The organism is Nonomuraea sp. NPDC049625 (assembly GCF_040675285.1).
Classification (GTDB): Bacteria; Actinomycetota; Actinomycetes; order Streptosporangiales; family Streptosporangiaceae; genus Nonomuraea; species Nonomuraea angiospora_A.
Window position 1 is genome coordinate 247,359 of sequence record NZ_JBFAOQ010000002.1, and the last position, 17,533, is coordinate 264,891.

Genomic DNA, 17,533 nt, shown 5'->3' on the forward strand with positions numbered 1-17,533 from the left:
GTCGCTGTCGCCGTACCCTCGACGGGGCCTAATCTCGATGAACGTGACGCACGAATACCGGTGGGCGCTGCCGTCGGTGCTGCTCGGCGACGGCAGGGAGGGCGGCCGGGTGCGCCGCTCGACCCGCGACTGGATCGTCGACATCGCCATGTTTCTGCTCGCGTGCGGCATCACGGTCATGACCCTGCCGGAGCTCCAGGACGAGCCGGAGCCGCTGCAGCTGCTGGAGCAGGTGGTGGGCGCGCTGTCGTGCGTGGCGGTGTGGCTGCGGCGGCGCTGGCCGGTGGGGTTCGCGCTGGTGGCCACCCTGCTCTCGTCCTATCTGGAGCTCGCCGGCGGGGCCTCGGTCGTCGGGCTGTTCACCGTGGCGGTGCACCGGCCGTTCAAGGTCTCCGGCCCGGTCGTGCTGTTCTCCCTGGTCACGCTCGTGCCGTTCATCCTGCTGCGGTACCAGACCGACGCGGAGCGCGGCGAGATGGTGGCCCTGTCCCTGTCGCTGGTGCTGACCACGTTCGCGTGGGGCATCGTGGTCAGAGCCCGGCGGCAGCTCATCTGGTCGCTCAGGCAGCGGGCCGACAGCGCCGCGGAGGAGGCCAAGCGGCTCGAACGCGAGCGCATCGCCCGGGAGATGCACGACGTGCTGGCGCACCGCATCTCCATGCTCAGCCTGCACGCCGGCGCGCTGGAGTTCCGGCCGGACGCGCCCGCCGAGGAGATCGCCAGGGCGGCCGGGGCGATCAGGACCAACGCCCACCTGGCCTTGCAGGACCTGCGCGAGGTCATCGGCGTGCTGCGCCACGCGGGGCCGGGCGGCGACGACGACCCGGTGCCCGACCGGCCGCAGCCCACGCTCGCCGATCTGCCCACGCTGGTCGAGGAGTGCCGCCACGCGGGCATGGACGTCCGGCTCGACCTGCGTGCCGGCGGCGACGCGCCGGAAGGGCTCGGCCGCAACGTCTACCGCATCGTCCAGGAGGCGCTCACGAACGCGCGCAAGCACGCGGGCGGGGCGCCCGTGGCGGTCGCCGTCTCGGGCACGCGGGGCGAGGGGCTGTCGGCGGAGGTGCGCAATCCCGTGGGGGTGCGCCACGTCCCGTACATCCCGGGTGCCGGGGCCGGGCTCATCGGGCTGACCGAACGCGCCGAGCTGGCGGGCGGGCGGCTGGAGCACGGCGCGACGCAGGACGGCGAGTTCGTGGTGCGCGCGTGGCTACCCTGGCCGGTGGAGACGACTCGGGAGGACGCATGATCAGGCTGCTGATCGTCGACGACGACGCGATGGTGCGTGCCGGGCTGTCGATGATCCTGGGCGGCGCCGAGGACATCGTGATCGTGGCCGAGGCCGGTGACGGGTCCGAGGTGCCGCCGCTGGTGGCCGAGCACCGGCCCGACGTGGTGCTGATGGACATCCGCATGCCCGGCGTCGACGGGCTCACCGCCACCGAGGCGCTGCGCGGCACGTCCGCGCCGCCCGAGGTGGTGGTGCTGACCACGTTCCACGCCGACGCGCAGGTGCTGCGGGCGCTGCGGGCGGGGGCCGCGGGGTTCCTGCTGAAGGACATCGCGCCTGGCGACCTGGTGCAGGCCATCAGGAAGGTGGCCGCGGGCGAGCCGATCCTGTCGCCCGCGGTGACGCGGCAGCTCATCACGCACGTGTCCGACGGCGTTGCGGGAGACCGTACCTCACGGGCGAGGAAGCTGCTCGGCCGGCTCAGCGAGCGGGAGCGGGAGGTGGCGCTGGCCGTGGGGCAGGGCAGGTCCAACGCCGAGATCGCGCGGGAGCTCTACATGAGCGTGCCCACGGTCAAGGCGCACGTCTCGCGCATCCTGTCCAAGCTCGACCTCAACAACCGGGTCCAGGTCGCGCTGCTGGTCTACGACGCCGGCACGTAGTCAGCGGGCAAGGAGCTCCTCGATCGTGGCCCGGTGCAGCACCAGGTCGTCGGGGTCGTCGGGCCGGGGCTGCTCGCCGAAGTGGATCCGGCGCTGCCACACCCTGGCCATGACGATGCCGTGCCGGAGCGCCGCGTACATCTCGTAGAAGTCCATGTCGCGAGGCTCGTACCCCGTGATTTCCCGATATTTCCTGCAAACGTCTTCGCTGCGCATGAAGTCGGGCATGCCAGGAAAGCCTGCGGAGACCGTGATGTCCTGGAAGAAGCGGTGGAGGAAGATCATCCAGGACAGGTCCAGCTCGGGCGGCCCCACCGCGGCCATCTCCCAGTCGAGCACCGCGACCGGGGTGAAGTCCCTGAACATCATGTTCCCGATCCTGGCGTCGCCCCAGCACAGCACGTCCGGCCCGGGCTCCCGCGGCCAGTGCGACTCGAGCCACCGGAAGGCCCGGTCCAGCACCGGGATCGGCCACTCGCCGTGGGCCCACTGGTAATAGCCCCGCTGCGCCTCGACGTGCGCGCGCAACCCGGCGGCCCCGAACGGGGCGAGCTCCGCGGGCGTGAACTCCGCCCGGTGCAGCGCCGCCAGGACCGCCACACCGGCGTCCTGCAGCCTGCGCTGGTCCGCGGGCGCCGCGTCGAGCAGCCAGCTCCCGAACGTGTACGGCATCACGTCCGGCGGCACGTCGCCGTCCTCGCGCTCCATGACGAGGAACGGCGTGCCCAGGTGTTCCGGGTCCGGCTCGAACCAGAGGGCCCTGGGCGCTGGGATCCCAGCTTTCTGCCTGGCCAGGCGCATGATCTCGAACTGCGCCCGAAGATCGTACGAGGGGAACACGGGAACGGCTTCTACCGCAGGTGCGAGCCTGGCTACGCAGCGCGTTCGCCCTTCGCCCCAGGTCGCGGTGAAGAACAGGGTCTCGCTGGACATGCCGTTCTCGGCGGGTCTGGACACTTCGGACACCGAGGCGCTCGCCCCGACCCTCCCGCGCAGCCAGCGGGCCAGGCTGTCGCGCAGTTCCACCAGGTCACGGGTGGAGGTGCGGATCTCTTCTGCCATGGTCGGCCTCCTGGGTGAACACCCGTCCCGGCTCAGTCGTACATCCCCAACCAAGCGCTTGTCTAGACAGAGGTGGCCGTTACGGTCAGGTACGCGGCAGCCGTACCCTTGTCTGAAAGGGCATGTCACGAAGGGACAAGTGGGATGAGTTCAGCGGGTGAAGGCCTGTCTCGCCCGCTTCCCGAGCAGGTGCGGCTCAATGTCGTCGATCTGGCGTCCCAGGTCCTCGGGACGATGCCCGCTGCCTCCATACCGCCGCCCCTTCGCGGGATCGCCAAGTTCGACCCCCGAAAACGCGCCAAACTCGGCAGCGCGCCCATCGCGGCGCAGCTCGAGAACGACAAGAAGTTCCGCGAGCTGGTGGCCGAATCGGTGGAGGCCGGCTGGCCCGAATTGGTGGCGTCCCTGGCCGAGGGAAATGTCCCACCGGCCGCCGACCCCGTGCTCGTGGCCGCGGCCGCCTACCTCACCCGACCGCCCGGCTGGGCGGAGATGATCGAGGTCGCCCGTACGGACCTGGTGCAGTCGGCCGTGGCGGCCGAGGGATCGGAGCGCGAGGAGGTCGTCAACCGGCTCCGCGAGCAGCTCGCCGCGCAGAAGACCGCCGCCAAGGAGGAGGCCGACCGGCTGCGCGAGCAGATCAGGGCGGCCCGGGCGGAAAATTCTGATTTGAGGCGCAAGCTCCACGACGCCCGCGAGCGGGCCAAGGCCGCGGTGCAGCGGGCCGAGGAGATGGAGCACGCGGCGGAGGACGCCAGGTCGGCCGCCACGGTCGCGGGCACCGCGGGCGAGTCCGAGCTGCGGCGGCTGCGTGAGCGGCTGGCCGACGTGGAGAAGCAGCTGGAGGCCTCGCGCCGGGCCGCCCGCGAGGGCAGGAGCATCGAGGACGCCCGCATCCGGGTGCTGCTCGACGCGCTGCAGGACGCCTCGGCCGGGCTGCGCAGGGAGCTCGCCCTGCCCACGATGATCAGCCGGCCCGCCGACTCGGTCGCCGCGGTCACCGGCGAGCGGCCCGGCGTCCGGGGGGTGCCCGCGCGGGCGCTGGCCGACGACGACCCGCAGCTCCTCGACCAGCTCCTGGCCCTGCCGCAGGTCCACCTGATCATTGACGGCTACAACGTGACCAAGACCGGCTACGGCACGCTCACCCTCGCCGACCAGCGCACCCGGCTCATGACCGGGCTCGGCGGACTGGTGGCGCAGACGAGGGTCGAGGTCACCGTCGTGTTCGACGGGGCCGAGCTCAATTCCCCGGTGCAGGTCGTGGCGCCGCGCGGGGTGCGGGTGCTGTTCAGCCAGCCGGGGGAGATCGCCGACGATCTGATCCGCCAGCTCGTACGCGCCGAGCCGCCCGGCCGGGCCATGGCCGTGGTGTCGTCGGACCGCGAGGTGGCCGAGTCCGTCAGGCGGATGGGAGCCAGACCCGTTCCGTCTGGCTTGCTGCTGCGCAGGCTGGGCCGGGCCTAGATTACCTGCACCCCTTACGTGCGGATTTGCCGCGCCGTGCCAGGGATATTACGAATTGGGCGGATAACGTGTGACCTCACCCGCCACTTCTGTACTATTCGCCCCAGATATCATCCCTGGGAGGCGACACAGTGAGGTTTGGCAGGGTGCCGGTGGCCGCGGGTCTCGCGTTCGGGCTGGTCCTGTCTCCCATGGGAGCCGCCGTCGCTGATCCCCGGCCCACCCTCGGGCAGGCCAAGGCCAAGCTCGACAAGCTCAATGACAAGGCCGACAAGGTCGTCGACCGCTTCAACACGGCCACCGAGCGGTACAAGGCCGCCAAGGGCGCCTACACCAAGCTGAACGACCGCTACAAGACCAAGCTGGCGACGGTCGCGGACCTGCGCGCCCAGGTGATCGGCATGGCCGTCGACAGCTACAAGCTCGGCACCGACGTGACCTCCCTGCCCGGCCTGGTGAGCGCGGACCGCCCCGACGACTTCCTGATGAGCCTGGCGCTGGCCGGGCAGCTCTCGCGGGAGCGGGCGGAGAAGCTGGCCGCGTTCGACCGGGAGAACCGCGGGCTGAAGGTCGAACGCGACAAGGCGGAAGAGGCGCTGGAGGCGGCCGACCGGGAACGGGACGGGGTCGAGAAGGAGCGTTCGGAGATCATGAAGCTGATCTCCGAGCAGAAGAAGCTCCTGAAGAAGCTGGGCGCCTACAACCCCGGCAACCCGAACAGCGTCGGCATCCAGTACACGGGCCCGGCCTCGGGCAACGCCGCCGCCGTCCTGCGCTTCGCCTTCGCCCAGGTGGGCAAGCCGTACGTGTTCGGCGGGACGGGACCGGGCGGCTGGGACTGCTCCGGCCTGACCCAGGCGGCGTGGCGCGCCGCGGGCGTGTCACTGCCGCGCACGACCTGGCAGCAGTGGGCCTGGGGCGCGAGCCGCAAGGTCTCACTGAGCGCCCTCCAGCCGGGGGACCTCATCTTCAGCTCGAGCTTGGGTCACGTCAGTATCTACGCCGGCGACGGGAAAATCGTTCACGCGCCGCAGACGGGCGACGTGGTCAAGGTCGTCAAACTCTCGGCGTACGGCGGCCGCCTCGTGGGCGCCATCCGCCCGTAGCTACGACGCCGGATCGTTGATCCCAGCAGCCGAACGAGGTTCGGCTGATGGGCGATGGGAACGATCCAGCGCGCCTGACGAGTCGCAACAAGTGTGACAAACGCGACATTTGGGGCCTGACAAACGGGCGCGAAAACAAATGTGAGCAGCGTCACATTTCGGTAACGGAACCTGGTGTTCCAGCAGGGATTTCCCTCCTTACTGACTCCACTATCTGATCTTTACAAGCGGTGTTCCGCTTTGCCGATCCTTGACCCTTCGGCGTAGCTTCTGGCGACGTCGCGGTGAACAAGCCATGTCCCCCGCGAACCCGCACCGGTCTTTCCCGGTGTGAGACAGATAAAGATCCGCTGGTCAACCGCCCAAATGTCCCCATATCAACACATTGGTCGGGACGGTTGGCCTGCCGAATCCGTGCAGCCAGGAGGCACGGAGCCGGGGACCCAGCGATCCCAGTTCCCCAGGGATCAGGGGGTGAATCGGCGCGCACATCGCGCCGTAGGGCGACTTCCAGGCCCGAATCCGTCAGCTAACCCGGTAGGCATTCGTGGAAGAGTCAAGGAGAAATCCTGTCTACCTCCCTGCATAACCCCCGTCTGTCCCGCATTGCCCTGAGTGGCGTAGCGCTCACGATGACCGTGACGGCCGGAGGTGCGATCCTCCATGCCCCAACGGCTCAGGCGGCCACGACCGATTCGGCTTCGACGACCAAGGCGGCCGCAACCGCCGGAACCTCGAAGACGACCTCGGCCGCGGCGCTGAGGGCGGCCAAGGTCGCCCGTCAGAAGGCGAAGGCCCGCAAGGCCGTCGTCGTGGCCAAGAACCAGGTCGGTGACCCATACCGGTACGGAGGCACAGGCCCTGGTTCGTTCGACTGCTCCGGCCTCGTCCAGTACGCCTGGAAGAAGGCCGGGGTGAAGCTCCCACGCGTGGCGGCCAGCCAGTTCGCCCGCACCAGGAACAAGGTCTCGTGGCGGAACCTCCGGCCCGGCGACCTGATGTTCTTCAGGGGGCTCGGCCACGTGGGCATGTACGTCGGCAAGGGCAAGATGGTCCACTCGCCTCGGACAGGCGAACGGGTACGCATCGACAAGCTGAGTGAATGGCGGCGGGCGTCGTTCGTCGGCGCTGTTCGTCCCGGCATGTGAAGAAGCCCCGCCCGGCTCCTCCGGGCGGGGCTCTCCCATTGTCACTTTCATTTTTTTACGGCGGAGCACGGGCGGCACCACCCGCCGCACCTGGCTGAGGGCCTCCAGGAAGACGCCCGCTGACCCGCACAACGCACCCACCGCCACGGCACCCCCTCAAAACAGCCACCCCACCCACTCACCCGCACCGCCCGCCTTACGGCTCCCCGCCTCACGGGGCCCCGCCTCACGGCCTCGCGCACGTGGCCCCACAGCCGCCCAACCCTCGGCCCCTCGGCCCCACGACGTCACGGCCCCACGACGTCACGGCCCCACGACGTCACGGCCCCAGGACGTCACGGCCTCACGACCCTCAGCCCCACGACCCTCGGCTTCATGACCTCGGGTCACGGCTCACGGGCCAGGCTCCCCGTCCGGTGGCGCGCGGTGTGCGGTCCTTTGGCGCGCAGCCACCGCATGCGGTGCGGGTGGACAGCTCTCACGGGCGCGCGGTTCGGGGTGCGGAGTGGCCGGTCATGGGTCGGCGGCGGCTACGATCGGGCATCGTGTCAGGGCAGGTGAGTCGGCGGGCTGCGATCGTCTCCGTCCTGCTTCTCGCCGTCGCCCCCGCCAGCGCCCCCACCCCCGATTCCCCCATCCTTCCCGCCGGAGTCCGCGGGCTGTGGGGTGACGGCGAGGTCGTGGTCCGCGGGGCGCGATCCGTGGTCGTCGGCCGGCATACCGCACCCGCCGAGCTCGGCGACATCGCACGGAGGGCTGATCGGGCGGGGCAGCGGGTGTCGGCCGTGCTCGGAAGGTCAGTACGACCGCTCGTAGTCGTTCCCTCGTCCGCCGCCGAGGCGGCCGGGCTGGCCGGGGTGGGGCGGGTCGACGGGTTGGCGGCGGTGGCCGATCGCGGGCGTGTGATCATCGTCCCCGAGTTCTTCGCCAAGCTGAACTCCACCGGCAAGGACGTCGTACTCACCCACGAGCTCACCCACGTCGTCGCCGGCACCGACCGCCTGCCCCCATGGCTCTATGAGGGGTTCGCCGACTACGTCGGCTACCGCGACTCCGGGCTCCCTGTGAGTACCGCGGCCGCCGAGCTCGCCGCCGAGGTGCGGGCCGGGAGGCTGCCGAGGGAATTGCCCGGACCTGCGGCTTTCGCGGCTGACGGGCGGGACTCCGTCCGGCTCGCCCGGGCGTACCAGGAGGCTTGGCTGGCGTGTCGCTTCCTGGCTGACCGGTTCGGTGAGAGGACGCTGGTGAGGCTCTACCGTGACGCCCGCGCGGGCGGCGTAGACCGAGCACTCGCCGCGCTCGGCCTCTCCGCGGCCACGCTGACGGCACGGTGGCGCGACTACGTGCGAGACCAGCTCGCGTGAGGGGGAGGCAGATGAGCGAACGGCGAAACGTGGACGACGCGTCGCAAGAGGCGTCGAAGGAGGGTGAGGAGGCCGGAGGCACCGCGGCTCTGAGTGGCGAGGCGCGCGGTCACGGTGAGAGCGCGTCAGTAAAGGGGGAGGGCGTCAGCCCGGTGTCCGGGGGTGGCGCGTCCGCGAAAGGGGAGAGCCCGGGGCTGGTGTCCGGGGGTGGCGCGCCCGTGAAAGAGGAGAGCCCGGGGCTGGTGTCCGGGGGCGGCGCGCCCGTGAAAGGGGAGAGCGCGGGGCCGGTGGCCGGCGGTGGTGTGTTCGTGAAGGAGGAGAGCGGCGGCGGAAGGCGGGGGCATGGTGAGGGTGTGTCCGTGAACGGGGGAGGGCCACCGGAGTCCGACGGCGAGCGCCGGCTGAGGCGGCAGGCGGCGGTGGCGGCCGTGCTGCTCGGCCTGGTGATCGCGGCCGTGGCCGCCTTCAGCACCCCCTGGCACCTCCTGACCTCCGGACCACCCGACCCGGCCCGCGACTTCACCGCCGCGCAGATCGCCAGGTCCGAGGCGTTCGACGCGGCCAGCACCCTGCCCGCCTACCTCTCGCTGGCCCTCACGCTGATCATCGCCGGGCTGCTCGTCGCCACCCCGCTCGGCGTGAAGCTGGTGGCGTGGCTCAAAGGCTCCTGGTGGGTCCGCGTGGTGCTGGGCGTCGTGGTCATCACCCTCTTCACCCAGCTGATCAAGCTGCCGATCGCCATCTGGGGCGAGACGCTGCTGCGCAGTTACGGCCTGTCCATCCAGACCTGGGGGTCCTGGGGAAGCGACCGGCTGAAGAACATCGGCGTCGACGCGTTCATGCTCAGCCTGATGCTGCTGGTGCTCGTGGCGCTGGCCCGCAAGTTCAGGCGGTGGTGGATCCCGGCCGCCGTGGGCGCGTTCGCGCTGACGGTGCTGGCGTCGTTCGTCTACCCGGTGGTGTTCGAGCCGCTGTTCAACGACTTCACGACCATGCAGCAGGGCCAGCTCCGCACCGAGCTCCTGGACATGGCCAAGCGGGACGGCGTGCCGGTCGAGGACGTGCTGGTCGCCGACGCCTCCCGCAGGACGACGGCGCTGAACGCCTACGTGTCCGGGTTCGGCGCCACGCGCCGCATCGTCGTCTACGACACGCTGCTCAAGGCCCCGAAGGCCGAGGTCGAGCTGGTCGTGGCGCACGAGCTGGGCCACGCCAAGACAGACGACGTGCTCTACGGCACGTTCATCGGTGCCCTGGGCGCCGCGCTGGGCGCGATCCTGCTGTTCTGGGTGTTCGACCTGGTACGCCGCCGCACCGGCGTCACAGGCCTGGGCGATCCTCGCGCGGTCGGCGCGGTCATAGGCCTGATGACCTTCGGCTCGCTGCTCATGAGCCCCGCCGAGAACCTGATCAGCCGCCAGATCGAGGCCAGGGCCGACCTTCATGCGCTGGACCTCACGCACGACCCGGCCACGTTCATAGCGATGCAGAAACGCCTGGCAGTCACCAATATTTCCGACTTGTCGCCGGATGCGGTGGAATATGTGCTCTATGCGTCCCATCCTTCCAGCCCCGAGCGCATCGCGATGGCCCGTGCATGGGCCAAGCTGAACGGCGTCCCCGTGCAGTGACACGTGCAGTGACACGTGCAGTGACACGCGCGGTGACAAGCGCGGCGGCCGGCGCGACGCCGGGTGCGGGGCCCAAGGTGCTGGTCGTCACGAACGACTTCCCGCCCAGGCCGGGCGGCATCCAGTCGTTCGTGCACGGCCTCGCGCTGCGCACGCCGGGCGTGGTCGTCTATGCACCCGCCTGGCCGGGCTGCGAGGAGTTCGACGAGCTCCAGCCGTTCCCGATCGTGCGGCATCCGACGCGGCTCATGCTCCCGACGCCGGCCGTCGCCCGCAGGGCGGCGAGGCTGGTGGCCGAGCACGGCGCGCAGACCGTGGTGTTCGGGGCGGCGGCGCCGCTCGGGCTGCTCGCCCCCCGCCTGCGCCGGGCGGGCGCGCGGCGCGTGGTGATGCTCACCCACGGCCACGAGGCGTCGTGGGCGAGCGCGCCGGGCTTCCGCGCCGTGTTGCGCAGGATCGGCGAGCACGCCGACGTGGTGACGTACCTGGGCGAGTACACGCGCGGCCGCCTGGTCGCCGCCGTCCCGCCGGGCAAGCTCGTACGGCTGGCGCCCGGCGTGGACGTCGGCCAGTTCCGCCCCGACGCGCCCAAGGCGGAGCTGGGCCTGGACGGCAGGCCGGTGGTCGTGTGTGTGTCGCGGCTGGTGCCGAGGAAGGGCCAGGACCAGCTCATCAGGGCCTGGCCCCGGGTGCTGCGCTCGGTGCCGGAGGCGGTGCTGCTGCTGGTCGGCGGCGGCCCCCACCGCAGGACGCTGGAACGCCTGGCGGCGGGGCGGGAGTCGATCAGGTTCACCGGCACGGTGCCGGCCGCGAGCCTGCCCGGTTACTACGCCGCCGCCGACGTGTTCGCGATGCCGTGCCGTACCCGGTGGAAGGGGGTGGACGTGGAGGGGCTCGGGATCGTGTTCCTGGAGGCGTCCGCCACCGGGCTGCCGGTGGTGGCCGGCGCGTCCGGTGGCGCGCCCGACGCCGTGCGGCCCGGCGAGACGGGGCTGGTCGTGGACGGAGAGGACCCGGGCGAGGTGGCCCAGGCGATCGTCGAGCTGCTGACCGACCCCGACAAGGCTCGCAAGATGGGCGCGGGCGGCCGCGACTGGATCGCCCGCGACTGGGCGTGGGAGCACGTGGCCGCCCGCTTCCGCACCCTCCTCTAGCCCCCTCTAGCCCTTGGTGGCCCCCAGCGTCAGACCGGCGACGAACTGCTTGTGCAGGAGCTGGAAGACGATCAGCGTGGGCAGTGCCACCAGCACCGACCCGGCGGCCAGCAGGTTGTAGTCGGTGAAGAACTGGCCGCGCAGGTTGTTCAGCGCGGAGGTGACCGGCAGCTTGTCGCCCGACGACATCAGCACCAGCGCCCACAGGAAGTCGTTGTACATCCAGGTGAACTGCAGCGTGGACAGCGCCGCCAGCACCGGACGGCACAGCGGCAGTGTCAGCCGCCAGTACCGCTTCCACACCGAGGCCCCGTCCACCAGCGCCGCCTCGGTGATCTCCTCGGGGATCGTGCGCATGAAGTTCGCCATGACGAACACGCAGAACCCGAACTGGAACGCCACGTGGACGAGGATCAGCCCCAGGTAGGAGTCGTAGAGCGACTGCGAGCCCGACAGCCACGCGGGCAGCGGGACGAGGGTGTAGAGGGTGTAGAGCGGGGTGATGAGGACCTGCGGCGGCAGCAGGTTCCCGGCGGTGAACACGATCAGCAGCGCCTTGCGCCCGGGAATGCGCAGCCGCGCGATGGCGAAGGCCGTGAACGACGCCATGAACAACGTGATCAGCACACCGGGCACGACGATGATCAACGTGTTGAGGTAGTAGCGGGGCAGCTCGGCCTGGGACCACGCCTGCCCGTAGTAGCCGAGCGTGAGGTGCTCGGGCAGCGAGAAGTAGCCCAGGCGGGCGGTCTCCTCGTACGGGCGCAGCGACGCGTAGACGGCCAGCGCGAGCGGCAGCAGCCACCCGAGGGCCACCAGCGTCAGGAAGGCGTGCAGCAGGATCCGCAACGGCCGCACCGGACGCCGGGACGGCGCGCGCCGCTCCTGGGCCGGGGGAGCGGCGGGCGGGGCCGTGAGCGTCATCGTTCCTCCCTGAACATCTGCGACAGGTAGGTGACGATGAACCCCAGCGAGATCACCAGCAGGATCACCGCGATCGCCGAGCCGAACCCGATCCTGCTGGCCTCGCCCACGATGTTCTCGGTGACGAGCACGGACAGCAGCTCCAGCCCGTTCCTGCCCTTGTTGATGGCGTAGACGATGTCGAAGGCCCGCAGCGCCTCGATCACCGTGATGACCAGCACGATCACGTTGACCGGCCGCAGGGTCGGGAACACCACGCGGAAGAACGCCTGCCGCTCGTCGGCCCCGTCGATGGCCGCCGCCTCCTTCAGCGCCGGATCGACCGCCTTCAGCCCGGCCAAGTAGATGATCATGACGTAGCCGACGTGCCGCCACCCGGCCGCGACCATGACGACCCAGATGTTGATCGAGCTGTCGCCCAGCCAGTCCACGGTCAGCCCGGTCACCGCGTTCAGCACGCCGTAGTCGGAGGAGTAGACGAGCTGCGCGATGAAGCCCACGACGGCCAGCGACAGCACGACCGGCATGTAGAGCGCGCTCTGGTAGACGCGCGACAGCCGCAGCCGCCGGTCCAGCAGCACCGCGCAGAACAAGCCGAACGGCGTCGCGACCAGCCCGAGGAAGCCCAGCCACAGCAGGTTGTTGCGGACGGCCGACCAGAACGGCGGGTAGTCGGCCGCCAGGTCGTGGTAGTTCTGCCCGCCCACCCACTCGATCGGCCCGATGCCGTTCCAGTCGGTGGCGGAGAGCCCGACGGAGGCCAGCGTGGGCCCCCAGATGAGGCCCACGTTGACGACGATGGCCATCCCCAGCCCGATGACCAGGATGGTCACGTCGCGGGCGGAGTAGCGGCGGGTTTTGACTGCCATCAGCGGAAGATGTTGGCCTTCTGCTTCTCGATGCTCGCCAGCAGGGAGTCGATCTCGCCGGGCTTGCTCACGAACGACTGCAGCGACGGGATCATCACGGTGGAGGCGAAGTCCGGCCGCGTGTCGCGATCGAGGAACTGCGCGATGTGGGTGGCCTTCGACACCAGCTCGGCGCCGCGCTTCTGCAGGGCGCTGTAGCCGGAGGTGTCGGCCTTGGAGCTGGCGGCCAGCGTGCCCGGGTCCAGCTTCGTGGCGATGTTCTGCGAGGAGGCCTGGGCGAGTTGCCTGAGCAGCGCCTTGGCGCCGTCCACGTTCTTGGCCTTGGCGGAGATCATGTAGCCGTCGATGGGCGCGTCGATCGAGTCGGTCCCGTACGCCGGGTTGATCTCCGGGAAGGTGAAGAAGTCGAGGTCCGCGCGGTCGGCCTCGGGGAACTGCTGGGCGACGAACATCCCCAGGAGGTACATCCCGGTCTTCTTCTGCGCCAGCGACTGCCCGGCCTCCTGCCAGGTGCGGCCGAGCGCGGCCGGCTGGTGGTACTCCATCAGGCCCCGCCAGGTGTCGAAGACCTGCTTGACCTTCGGGTCGGTCCACGACTCCTTGCCCGCCATGAGCGAGACGTGGAAGTCGTAGCCATTGATCCGCATGTTGAGAATGTCGAACGTGCCCATCGCCGGCCAGCCGTCCTTGTCGGCGAACGCGATCGGGATGAGCCCGTCGGCCTTCATCTTCCTGGCCAGCGCGGTGAACTCGTCCAGCGTGGCCGGCGGCTGGTATCCCTTCTCCTGCCAGACGCTCTTGCGGTAGAAGACCGCCCAGGGGTAGTACGTGGCCGGCACGAAGTACTGCTTGCCGTCGGTCCCGGTCGACTGGTCCTTGAACGCCTGCGTGTAGTCGCCGCCGATCTCCCGCCACACGTCCGAGACGTCGGTCGCCAGCCCCTGCGCGGCGAAGAACTGCATCCGGTAACCCGCGAACCAGGTGAACACGTCGTCGGGCGTGCCGCGCAGGTAGCGGTTGATGTTCTCCTGAAACGTGTTGTGGTCCACCGTGTTGATCTTGACCGTGGCCTGCGTGAAGGCCTTCACCTGGGTATCCAGGGACTTCTTCGGGATCTCGTCGGAGGCGTTGGAGCCGATCGTGACCGTCCCCAGGTTGCCGGCGGTCTTGCCGCCGGCGGGGGCCGGGGTGTCGTCGGAGCCGCAGCCGACGAGGGCGGCCGGCACGCCGAGCGCGGCGGCACCGAGCAGGAGATGGCGACGGGAGATCGGCAGACGTTGGTCCATGATGGGTTCCTCCTAGCCGGACCCTTCAAATCCCCCCGACTTCACTCACCTTCATTCAGCGAAAACCCAACATTTCCAACTGTCAACGCACATTTCTATGACCTTGCCCAGCGGCCACGCCGTGTCATGATGCGATCGAACCGGTGTCGGAACCTGTCGGGATCTGGTGATGCGATGCTCGCCAAGCAGCGTCAGCAGGCGATTCTGGAGCTCCTCAGGCAGAACGGCGGCGTCCGCGTGGTCGAGCTGGTGCGCGCGTTCGGCGTCTCCGACATCACCATCCGCCGCGACCTGGAGCTGCTGGCCGGGCGCGGCCTGCTGGCCAAGGTGCACGGCGGCGCCACCAGCGTCGGCTCCACGGACGAGCCGGGCTTCGCGGTCAAATCGGTGCGCCAGGAGGGGGAGAAGCGGGCCATCGCCCGCCGCGCCGCCGCCCTCGTACGGCCCGGCGCCACCGTGGCGCTCTCGGCCGGCACCACCACCTGGACCCTCGCCCGCCGCCTGGCCGCCGTTCCGGCCCTGACCGTCGTGACGAACTCGGTGCGCGTCGCCGAGGTCTTCCGCCACGCCGGCCGGGGCGACCAGACGGTCGTGCTCACCGGCGGCGTGCGCACCCCGTCGGACGCCCTGGTCGGCCCGGTGGCGGTGGCCGCGATCCACCGGCTCAACGTGGACCTGCTGTTCCTCGGCGTGCACGGCATGACCGTCAGGGCCGGCTTCACCACCCCGAACATGATGGAGGCGGAGACCGACCGCGCCCTCGTGGAGGCGGCGGGCCGGCTCGTCGTGCCCGCCGACCACACCAAGTGGGGCACGGTCGGCATCAGCACCATCGCCGAGCTGCGCGAGGCGGACGTGCTCGTCAGCGACTCAGGCCTGCCGCAGCCGGCCAGGGAGGAGCTGGCCGGGCACGTGGGCGAGCTCCTCATCGCCGAGGCGCCCGGCCCCGCGTGACCACGACGGCGCCTGAGCCGTCAGTGCTTCCCGTCGTAGAGCCCGTCGATCTCCTTGGCGAAGTCGCGCATGACGAGGTTGCGCTTGACCTTGAGCGTGGGCGTCAGGTGCCCGCTGTCCTCGGTGATGTCCCGGTCCAGGATCATGAACTTCTTGATCTGCTCGGCCTTCGACACCAGCAGGTTGGCCCGGTCCACCGCCTCCTGGACCTGCGCCAGCACCGCCGGGTCCGTGCGCAGCTCGGTGGCGGAGGCCCCGTCGGGCAGCGCCTCGGGGTCGAGGGTGATCAGGGCGGCGACGAAGGGCCGGCCGTCGCCGACGATCATGGCCTGGGAGACCAGCGGGTGGGCGCGCAGCGCGTCCTCCAGCGGCCCCGGGGCGACGTTCTTGCCCGCCGCCGTCACCAGGATCTCCTTCTTGCGGCCCGTGATCCGCAGGTAGCCGTCGGCGTCCAGCTCGCCGATGTCGCCCGTGTGGAACCAGCCCTCGGCGTCGATCACCTCGGCCGTGGCCTCGTCGTTCTTCCAGTAGCCCGGGAAGACGTTCCGGCCCTTGGCCAGGATCTCCCCGTCGTCGCCGATGCGCAGGCTCACGCCGGGCAGCGGCTTGCCGACCGTGCCGATCTTGTTGCCGTACGGCATGTTGACCGTGCACGGCCCCGTGGTCTCCGTCAGGCCGTAGCCCTCGAAGACCTCGATGCCGACGCCCTTGAAGAAATGGCCGAGCCGCTCGCCCAGCGCGCCGCCGCCGGAGACGGCGGCCGACAGGCGGCCGCCCGTGGCCGCGCGGAGCTTGGTGTACACCAGCCGGTCGAACAGCAGGTGCTTCAGCCGGAGCCCGAGCGGCGCGCCGGCGGCGGAGGCACGGCTCGATGCCATCGCCACGTCCACGGCGCTGGCGAAGATCTTGCCCTTGCCGCCCGAGATGGCCTTCTGCTCGGCGCCGTTGTAGACCTTCTCGAACACGCGGGGCACGCCCAGCAGGAACGTGGGCTTGAAGTCCTGCAGGTCGGGGGCGACGTTCTTCATGTTGGGGGTGTGCGCGATGACCGCGCCCGCCTCGATCAGCACCACCTGGATGATCCGGGCGAGGATGTGCGCCAGCGGCAGGAACAGCAGGGCCGCCGGGTCCTTGGTGGCGAACAGCGGCTCCAGCGGCCCGCGCAGCACGTTGCGGGCGGTGAAGAGCAGGTTGTCGTGGGTGATGCGGCAGCCCTTGGGCCGTCCGGTGGTGCCCGAGGTGTAGACGACCGTGGCGAGGTCGGCGATGCCCACCTGCTCGCGCCGCCGATTCACCTCCGCGTCGGAGACATCACCCGCCTCCAGGGCGCCGTCGACCCGCCAGACCTGCTTCAGCTCGGGCACGGCCTCCCTGACGGTCTCCTCGTGCTCGTCCAGCTCGACGAACACCGCCTTCGCCTCGCTGTCGGTCAGGATCCACCTGACCTGCTCGACCGAGGACGTCTCGTAGATCGGCACGGTGACCGCCCCGACCGTCCAGATGGCGTAGTCGACCAGCGTCCACTCGTAACGGGTGCGCGACATCAGCGCGACCCGGTCGCCGTGCGAGATCCCCGCCGCGATCAGCCCCTTGGCCACCCCGACCACCTGGTCGCGGAACTCGGAGGCGGTGACCACGGGCCAGCCGGAGTCCGTCTTGCGGCGCATGATCACGGCGCCCGGCTCCTGCTCGGCCCGCTTGAACACGGTGTCGGACAGGCCTGCGGAAGCAGGCACATCGACCAGGACGGGAACGCTGTACTCGCGCAACGGATCAACTCCTCTTCGGGGACCGCCTGGACGTTACCGCGTCAAGTTACGGGCGGGTAGTGTCACAGCTCACGCTAGCAGCCACCCTCAGTAGGATTTGCCCATGAGGGTCCATGTCGTCAGCGATGTCCATGGCAGGGTCGACGCGCTGGCCAGGGCGGGCGACGGGGCGGACGCGCTGGTCTGCCTGGGTGACCTGATCCTTTTCGTCGACTACGACGACCACGCGCAGGGCATCTTCCCCACCCTGTTCGGCGCCGAGCGGGCCGCCGAGTTCATCGCGCTGCGCACGGCCAAGCGGTTCGACGAGGCCAGGGCCATGTCCGCGCGCCTGTGGGCGACGCTCGACGGCGACCCGCGCGAGCACATCGAACGCCACGTGCGCTCCCAGTACGAGACCCTCTTCGCCGCCATGCCCACCCCGGCCTACCTCACCTACGGCAACGTCGACCTGCCGCGCCTGTGGGGCGACTACCTCAGGCCGGGCCTCCAGGTGCTCGACGGGCAGGTGGCGGAGATCGGCGGCCTGCGGTTCGGGTTCGTGGGCGGCGGGCTGCAGACTCCCTACCGCACGCCGTACGAGATCAGCGACGAGGAGTACGCGGCCAAGGTCGAGGCGGTCGGGGAGGTGGACGTGCTGTGCTGCCACATCCCGCCGGCCGTGCCCGAGCTCCTCTACGACGTGGTGGCCAGGCGGTTCGAGCGCGGCAGCGAGGCCACCCTGGCGGCCATCGAGCGTACCCAGCCGCGCTACGCGCTCTTCGGCCACGTGCACAACCCGCTCTACGCGCGCACGCGCATCGGGCGCACCGAATGCGTGAACGTGGGCCACTTCAGAGGAAGGGGTGTGCCTTTCGTCCTCGAATGGTGACCCGGCCTGCGGTGGGCCGCGCCGGGCGATCCACC

At 70.3% G+C, this 17,533-nt stretch carries 15 protein-coding genes and 1 riboswitch; of the genes, 10 read left to right on the forward strand and 5 right to left on the reverse strand.

All coding sequences use genetic code 11. The features are described from left to right. Positions 1–37: 37 nt before the first annotated feature. Together AB0J87_RS08510 and AB0J87_RS08515 are read left to right on the forward strand one after the other, a co-directional pair. Positions 38–1,249 (forward strand): histidine kinase, encoded by a 1,212-nt coding sequence (locus AB0J87_RS08510; RefSeq protein ID WP_363963488.1) that lies wholly within the window; start codon positions 38–40, stop codon positions 1,247–1,249. After that, a complete protein-coding gene (locus AB0J87_RS08515) occupies positions 1,246–1,893 on the forward strand; it encodes a response regulator transcription factor (RefSeq protein WP_363963490.1) in 648 nt (215 codons plus the stop codon). The genes AB0J87_RS08510 and AB0J87_RS08515 overlap by 4 nt, the downstream gene beginning before the upstream one ends. On the opposite strand, the gene AB0J87_RS08520 is transcribed toward AB0J87_RS08515, so the two are convergent. Beyond that, positions 1,894–2,955: a phosphotransferase family protein gene (locus AB0J87_RS08520; protein ID WP_363963492.1), complete on the reverse strand. Its 1,062-nt coding sequence runs from the start codon at positions 2,953–2,955 to the stop codon at positions 1,894–1,896. A gap of 144 nt (positions 2,956–3,099) precedes the next feature. On the opposite strand from AB0J87_RS08520, the gene AB0J87_RS08525 reads away from it, so the two are divergent. From AB0J87_RS08525 to AB0J87_RS08550, 6 genes are all read left to right on the forward strand, one after another. Continuing rightward, positions 3,100–4,422 (forward strand): NYN domain-containing protein, encoded by a 1,323-nt coding sequence (locus AB0J87_RS08525; protein WP_363963494.1) that lies wholly within the window; start codon positions 3,100–3,102, stop codon positions 4,420–4,422. 131 nt (positions 4,423–4,553) lie between these two features. Continuing rightward, entirely contained in the window at positions 4,554–5,528 is a 975-nt protein-coding gene (locus AB0J87_RS08530; RefSeq protein ID WP_363963496.1) for an NlpC/P60 family protein, read from the forward strand. A gap of 394 nt (positions 5,529–5,922) precedes the next feature. Next, positions 5,923–6,087: riboswitch (cyclic di-AMP (ydaO/yuaA leader) on the forward strand. A 73-nt stretch (positions 6,088–6,160) separates the two neighbouring features. Further along, on the forward strand, positions 6,161–6,676 hold the full coding sequence (locus AB0J87_RS08535; protein ID WP_363963498.1) for a C40 family peptidase: 516 nt from the start codon (positions 6,161–6,163) through the stop codon (positions 6,674–6,676). Between the two features lie 557 nt (positions 6,677–7,233). Next, the gene (locus AB0J87_RS08540; protein WP_363963500.1) at positions 7,234–8,040 is read left to right on the forward strand and encodes a hypothetical protein; all 807 of its coding nucleotides are present in this window, start codon (positions 7,234–7,236) and stop codon (positions 8,038–8,040) included. An 11-nt stretch (positions 8,041–8,051) separates the two neighbouring features. Next, a complete protein-coding gene (locus tag AB0J87_RS08545; protein WP_363963502.1) occupies positions 8,052–9,671 on the forward strand; it encodes a M48 family metalloprotease in 1,620 nt (539 codons plus the stop codon). A gap of 32 nt (positions 9,672–9,703) precedes the next feature. Then, complete coding sequence (locus AB0J87_RS08550) at positions 9,704–10,825, forward strand: glycosyltransferase family 4 protein (protein WP_363963504.1); 1,122 nt, start codon at positions 9,704–9,706, stop codon at positions 10,823–10,825. A gap of 6 nt (positions 10,826–10,831) precedes the next feature. Here AB0J87_RS08550 and AB0J87_RS08555 read toward each other — a convergent pair whose 3' ends face one another. Genes AB0J87_RS08555 through AB0J87_RS08565 form a run of 3 tightly spaced genes read right to left on the reverse strand, consistent with a single transcriptional unit; the run spans position 10,832 to position 13,904 of the window. Further along, entirely contained in the window at positions 10,832–11,749 is a 918-nt protein-coding gene (locus AB0J87_RS08555; protein ID WP_363963506.1) for a carbohydrate ABC transporter permease, read from the reverse strand. Continuing rightward, positions 11,746–12,618 carry a sugar ABC transporter permease gene (locus AB0J87_RS08560; RefSeq protein WP_363963508.1) on the reverse strand — a complete coding sequence of 291 codons (873 nt, stop codon included), beginning with the start codon at positions 12,616–12,618 and terminating at the stop codon, positions 11,746–11,748. Before AB0J87_RS08560 ends, AB0J87_RS08555 begins: the two co-directional genes overlap by 4 nt. Continuing rightward, entirely contained in the window at positions 12,618–13,904 is a 1,287-nt protein-coding gene (locus AB0J87_RS08565; protein ID WP_363963510.1) for an ABC transporter substrate-binding protein, read from the reverse strand. Before AB0J87_RS08565 ends, AB0J87_RS08560 begins: the two co-directional genes overlap by 1 nt. A 174-nt stretch (positions 13,905–14,078) precedes the next feature. On the opposite strand from AB0J87_RS08565, the gene AB0J87_RS08570 reads away from it, so the two are divergent. Beyond that, a complete protein-coding gene (locus AB0J87_RS08570; protein ID WP_363963512.1) occupies positions 14,079–14,858 on the forward strand; it encodes a DeoR/GlpR family DNA-binding transcription regulator in 780 nt (259 codons plus the stop codon). 20 nt (positions 14,859–14,878) lie between these two features. On the opposite strand, the gene AB0J87_RS08575 is transcribed toward AB0J87_RS08570, so the two are convergent. Beyond that, complete coding sequence (locus AB0J87_RS08575) at positions 14,879–16,627, reverse strand: AMP-dependent synthetase/ligase (protein ID WP_363963514.1); 1,749 nt, start codon at positions 16,625–16,627, stop codon at positions 14,879–14,881. Between the two features lie 103 nt (positions 16,628–16,730). Between AB0J87_RS08575 and AB0J87_RS08580 the strand changes: the two genes are divergently transcribed. Continuing rightward, a complete protein-coding gene (locus tag AB0J87_RS08580; RefSeq protein ID WP_350728974.1) occupies positions 16,731–17,498 on the forward strand; it encodes a metallophosphoesterase in 768 nt (255 codons plus the stop codon). Positions 17,499–17,533: the final 35 nt, after the last annotated feature.